This is a genomic window from Streptomyces sp. NPDC055078 (genome assembly GCF_053607985.1).
Map to the genome: position 1 here is coordinate 1 of NZ_JBSGUP010000590.1, position 5,164 is coordinate 5,164.

Genomic DNA, 5,164 nt, shown 5'->3' on the forward strand with positions numbered 1-5,164 from the left:
GCCGCGGTCGCCGTCGAGATCGGCGAGTCCTGGCGGCAGCTGGAGACCGTCGCGGTGCTGGGTGCCTGGGCGGTGGCCGGGCTGCTCGTCGCCCCGGTCGTACTGCGCCGGATGGCGCGGCGGGAGTCGGGTTCCAGCGTCGCCCAGCGCCGGGAGAAGGCCCTCCAGCGAGTCGGGTGAGGGTGCGGGCTCAGAGCCGGACGACGAGCTTGCCCGGGGTACGGCCGCTCTCCAGAGCCTGGTGCGCCGCCCTGATGTCGTCCAGCGAGTAGACATGGACCGGACCGAGGGTCATCTCCCCGGCCGCGATCCGGTCCAGACACCGCTGCAGGACCTCGGGCGGCAGATCGGCGGCGTCGCCGTGATACGCGGTGAGGCGGACCCCCCGAGGCAGATAGGCGATCGGGTAGAAGTCCGGGATCGTCCACTGGTTGGAGAGCATGCCGGTGAAACAGACCGTCCCATGGACCCGGGTGGCCGCCAGGGTGTCCGGCAGGGTGGGGGTACCGACCAGTTCCAGGGCGGCGTCCACCCCTTCGGGGACGAACTCACGGACCCTGGCGGCGATCTCCCCGTCGTCGAGCAGCGGCTGATCGACCCCGTGCTCGGCGAGCGCCGCGAGCCGGTCCGGATTGCGGGTGGTGGCCAGCACGCTCGCCCCGATGTCCTTGGCGAGGGCGGTGGCCGCCAGACCGAGCGCGGACGTACCCCCGCGGATCAGCAGCGAATCACCCGGGCGCAGATCCAGACCGGTGGTGAGCGACCCATGGGCCGTCTGGAGGGTCTCCGGCACCGCGCCGAGCGTCTCCCACGGCAGGGCCGAGCGGAAGGGCACCACCTGGGCACGCGGCACCACGGTGTACTCGGCGTAGCCGCCGTCGTACGTACGGCCCATGCCGCCCATCAGGGCCGCGACCTGCTGCCCCCGGCTCAGCACGCCGTCGGGGTCGGCGTCGACGGTGCCGGTCGCCTCGATGCCGAGCACCCGGGGGAGGACCACCCCCTCGGCCAGTCCCAGCCGGGTGTGCAGCTCGGAACGGTTGAGCCCGAACGCCTCCACCTTGATCCGGACCCACCCCGGCGGGGGCTCGGGCACCGGCAGCGTACGCAGCCGCAGCTGATCCACCGGCCCCGGCTCCTCCAGCACGACGGCTCGCATGGTCTTGTCCACCCCGGCCTCCTTCGGGTCGCGTCCGGACCCATAGTGGGACAGCGCGCGGTGATCACACGCTCCGGACGCCGGGGAGCGCCCGAACAGGGCACCGATGGCGGCATCCCCACCCGGGTGACGGACCGTCGCGTACGGGTCCCGGCGGCGGCCGGCCCACCGGTTTGAAGTGTCTGTACGGGACAGTTAAGGTCTTGTCCCATGTGCTGCATGTGCTACACGAGGACCCGCCGCCCGTAGCGGCGGTCCGCCCTCGTTCCCCTCAGGACGTTCCGCCGCTTCTGCGTGTACTCGCCGAGCGGCCCTCCGAGGTGCTGCCCGGCTCAACCCGAAGCCGCGGAGTATCTGTTGCACACCCACCGTCCCGGCCGTCATGAACTCGGCCAGAACTTCCTTGTCGACCCCGCCGTGATCAGCGACTTCGTCGCCCTGGTGGAACGCACCGCCGGACCGGTCATCGAGATCGGCACCGGGGACGGCGCGCTCACCCTGCCTCTGCAGCGACTGGGCAGGGCGCTGACCGGAATCGAGATCGACGACCGCAGGGCCCGGCGGCTGGCCGGCCGCACCCACGCGCCGACGACGATCGTCCACGCCGACTTCCTGCGCTACCGGGCGCCCGCCACGCCCCATGTGCTCGTCGGCAATCTGCCCTTCCACGCGACGACCGCGATGCTCCGGCACATCGTCCGTGCCCCCGGCTGGACCGACGCCGTGCTCCTGGTGCAGTGGGAGGTCGCGCGCCGCCGTGCCGGAGTGGGCGGCGCGACGATGATGACGGCGCAGTGGTGGCCCTGGTACGACTTCGCCCTGGCCGGACGGGTCCCGGCGTCGGCGTTCAGGCCACGGCCCGGAGTCGACGGCGGACTGCTGACCCTGACCCGCCGGGGGAGCCCGCTCGTGGCGCCCGCCGACCGCGACCGCTACCAGGACTTCGTGCACCGGGTGTTCACGGGCCGGGGGAGCGGACTGGCGCAGATCCTCGGCGCGGCGGCCCCGGGGGTCCCCCGGCACCAGCTCCACCGATGGCTGCGGGCGCACGGGGTAGGCCCCATGGCCCTGCCCAAGAGCCTCACCGCCGGGCAGTGGGCTGATCTGTTCCGCCTCACCGGCCGGGAACGCCGGGTGTCCCCGCCGGACCGCAGGCCGCCGACCCGCCGCTGACCTGCCGATATCTCCTCGACCTCCCGCTCTCCCGCCGAGGCGACCTTGCCGGGGCGCGGACACGGCCGCATCCTGGAACCAGGGGAGCGGGACGGTTGTGGGGGACGCATGAGCGAGCACACCACCGACACCGACGACAATTCGCCGTCCGACGACCACGACGCGTACGACGACCACGACGCGTACAGCCACCACGACGAGTACGACCACCACGACGGCCGCGAGCGGCACGCGCACGACGGCCACGTCAGCCACATCAGCGACGACGGCCACGAGAACCGCCGTCGCCCCGAGCGGGACGGCGACGGCCGCACCGGCGGCCCGCCGGACTTCGCGCGCGTGCGCACCGCCGAGTACGGCTATCTCGACTCCACCCGCCATGTCTATCTCGACCACACCGGCGCGGGACTTCCCGCCCGCCGCCAGCTCCGCGCGCAGAGCGACCGGCTGACGACCGGTGTATACGGCAATCCGCACACCGACAGCCCGGCGTCCGCCCCCACCACCGCCCTGGTGGAGGAGGCGAGGCGCCGGGTCCTGGACTTCGCCGGAGCGGACCCGGCCGAGTACACCGTCGTCTTCACCGCCAATGCCACCGGGGCCTGCCGGCTCGTCGGCGAGGGCTACCCGTTCCGCCGCCGGCACGCCGAACTGCTGCTCACCCTCGACAACCACAACTCCGTCAACGGGCTGCGCGAGTTCGCCCGCGCCCGGTCGGCGGCGACCACCTATGTGCCGCTCGCCGGGCCCGACCTGCGGATCCCGGAGCAGGCGCTGGCCGCCGCCCTGCGCGGCCGGCGGGGCGGGCGCGGGCTGTTCGCCTTCCCCGCCCAGAGCAACTTCAGCGGCGTGCAGCACCCCCTGGAGTGGATAGCGTACGCACGCGAACGCGGCTGGCACGTCCTGCTCGACGCAGCGGCGTTCGCCCCGACCAACCCGCTGCGGCTGAGCCACTGGGGGCCCGACTTCACCGTACTGAGCTGGTACAAGGTGTTCGGCTACCCCACGGGCGTGGGCTGCCTCATCGCCCGGACCGAGTCGCTGGCGCTGCTGCGGCGGCCCTGGTTCTCGGGCGGCACGATCCAGGTCGTCAGTGCCGAGGGCCAGTGGCACCGCCTCGCGGACGGCGAGGCCGCCTTCGAGGACGGCACCGTCAACTTCCACGCCCTGCCCGAGATCTGCACCGGTCTCGACTGGGTCGAGACCGTCGGCGTCGACGCCGTGCACGACCACGTCGCCCGGCTCACCGCCCGGCTGCTCACCGGACTCACCCGGCTGTGCCACAGCGACGGCCGGCCGCTGGTACGGCTCTACGGGCCGCGCACCACCCGGCTGCGCGGGGGCACCGTGGCGCTGAACATCCTCGACGCGCGCGGCGCCGTCGTCGACGAGCGGATCGTGGCCAGGGACAGTACGGCCGCCCGGATCTCCCTGCGGACGGGGTGCTTCTGCAACCCGGGCGCGGGCGAGGCGGCCTTCGCGATCGGCTCCGAGTCCCTGCGGCGCACCGGGCGCTACCGGGGAGCCATGACCATCGACGACTACCTCGCCCGGCTCGGGCTGCCCTCCGGCGGCGCGGTCCGGGTGTCCCTGGGACTCCCGTCGAGCCCCGGGGACGTGGACGCCCTGCTTCGCTTCCTGGACAACACCTACCGCGACCGCGTTCCCTCGGCCGACGGCCTGGAACCCCGGCTCACCTGCTGACGATCGGCCGGGCCAGGGTCGGGCAGCGCCGGTCGAGCACCCACCAGGCCACCGCCAGGAAGAGGACGGTGAAACCGGCGAGAACGAGCCAGCGCGACCAGGGCGCGTGGGCGAAGGTGTCCCCGTACGAGGCGAGCAGCGGCGGGCCGAGAGGGGAGGCGCCCGTCGTCCACAGACCCTCCAGGTCCGCCCCCGCGCCCAGCGCCTCGTACGCCCACCGGTTCGTCATCGCCCCGCTGAGCCACTGCCCCGCCGCCGCCATCAGCGGTACGGGGACGAACGCCCCCGAGAACAGCACCTGGGGGAAGCACAGCAGCGGCAGCATCAGCGCGGCCTGGCCGGGGTCCGAGACGGCGGCCGAGGTGAGCAGCCCGAGCGTCAGCCCGGCCGCGGACGCCAGCGCGGTGGTCAGGAACAGCGACCCGTACACGTCCCAGCCGGCCGAGGGCAGCCGGTCCCCGGCCCGCAGCACCGCCAGCAGCACGGCGTCGGCCAGTGCCAGGACCGGCAGCAGGAGCGTGACCTTGGAGGCGAGATAGGGGCCGAGCCGCAGCGCGGTGAGGCGCTCACGGCGGACGACGGCCAGCTCACCGCAGATCTGGAGCAGCCCGTAGGCCAGGCCGAAGAAGAACGCGCCGAACGCGATCCAGAACAGCACCATCGCCGACGACGACGGACTCGGCCGCGCCGGATCGAAGACACCGGGCCTGAACAGCAGCGCGAACATCGCCACGATCATGAGCGGGGAGCCCACGACGATCGCCGCGGTCAGCCGGTCGCGCACCAGGATCTCACCGCCGCGCCGGGTCAGCAGCAGCCACTGCGCCAGCGGTCCCGGTCCGGTACGGGGTGGCCGTCGCGCGGCCTTCGCCGTCGTCTCCGTGCCGGGCTCGGTGATCCCGGGGGCGGCGGGATCGTGGGGGATCTCCGCGACCGCCGCGTACACCTGTGCGAAGTCCGTGGCGGCGTAGTGCCCCAGCACCTCATCGGGGGTTCCGGCGTGCGCGAATCGGCCGTCCGGGGTGAGGAAGGCGATGTGGTCGCAGCGGGCCAGATCGGCGGGGGAGTGGGTGGTGACGACCACCGTGACCCCCGACGCCGCCAGGGCGGCGAGGGTGTCCATGAGCC

4 protein-coding genes and 1 pseudogene are annotated in these 5,164 nt (G+C 73.4%); 3 read left to right on the top strand and 2 right to left on the bottom strand.

Features of this window, described 5'->3' with window-relative positions; genetic code table 11:
• Nucleotides 1-180, top strand: a pseudogene (locus tag ACWF94_RS32745) (ABC transporter permease); the annotation flags it as partial.
• Between the two features lie 10 nt (nt 181-190).
• On the opposite strand, the gene ACWF94_RS32750 reads toward ACWF94_RS32745, so the two are convergent.
• Nucleotides 191-1,159: a zinc-binding dehydrogenase gene (locus ACWF94_RS32750; RefSeq protein ID WP_453496872.1), complete on the bottom strand. Its 969-nt coding sequence runs from the start codon at nt 1,157-1,159 to the stop codon at nt 191-193.
• 357 nt (nt 1,160-1,516) lie between these two features.
• Here ACWF94_RS32750 and erm point away from each other — a divergent pair, with 357 nt between their 5' ends.
• Both erm and ACWF94_RS32760 read left to right on the top strand, forming a co-directional pair.
• Nucleotides 1,517-2,332, top strand: a complete 816-nt coding sequence (gene erm, locus ACWF94_RS32755; RefSeq protein ID WP_453496863.1) for a 23S ribosomal RNA methyltransferase Erm — start codon at nt 1,517-1,519, stop codon at nt 2,330-2,332.
• Between the two features lie 108 nt (nt 2,333-2,440).
• Nucleotides 2,441-4,036, top strand: coding sequence for an aminotransferase class V-fold PLP-dependent enzyme (locus ACWF94_RS32760; protein WP_453496866.1), 1,596 nt, complete (start codon nt 2,441-2,443; stop codon nt 4,034-4,036).
• On the opposite strand, the gene ACWF94_RS32765 is transcribed toward ACWF94_RS32760, so the two are convergent.
• A partial coding sequence (locus ACWF94_RS32765) for an ABC transporter permease (RefSeq protein WP_453496869.1) occupies nt 4,026-5,164 on the bottom strand: 1,139 nt, incomplete at its 5' end. The genes ACWF94_RS32760 and ACWF94_RS32765 overlap by 11 nt on opposite strands.

Bases quoted from the DNA above. Each gene is read 5' to 3' on its own strand.
- ACWF94_RS32750 (WP_453496872.1), bottom strand. From the start codon at position 1,159: ATGCGAGCCGTCGTGCTGGAGGAGCCGGGGCCGGTGGATCAGCTGCGG.
- ACWF94_RS32760 (WP_453496866.1), top strand. From the start codon at position 2,441: ATGAGCGAGCACACCACCGACACCGACGACAATTCGCCGTCCGACGAC.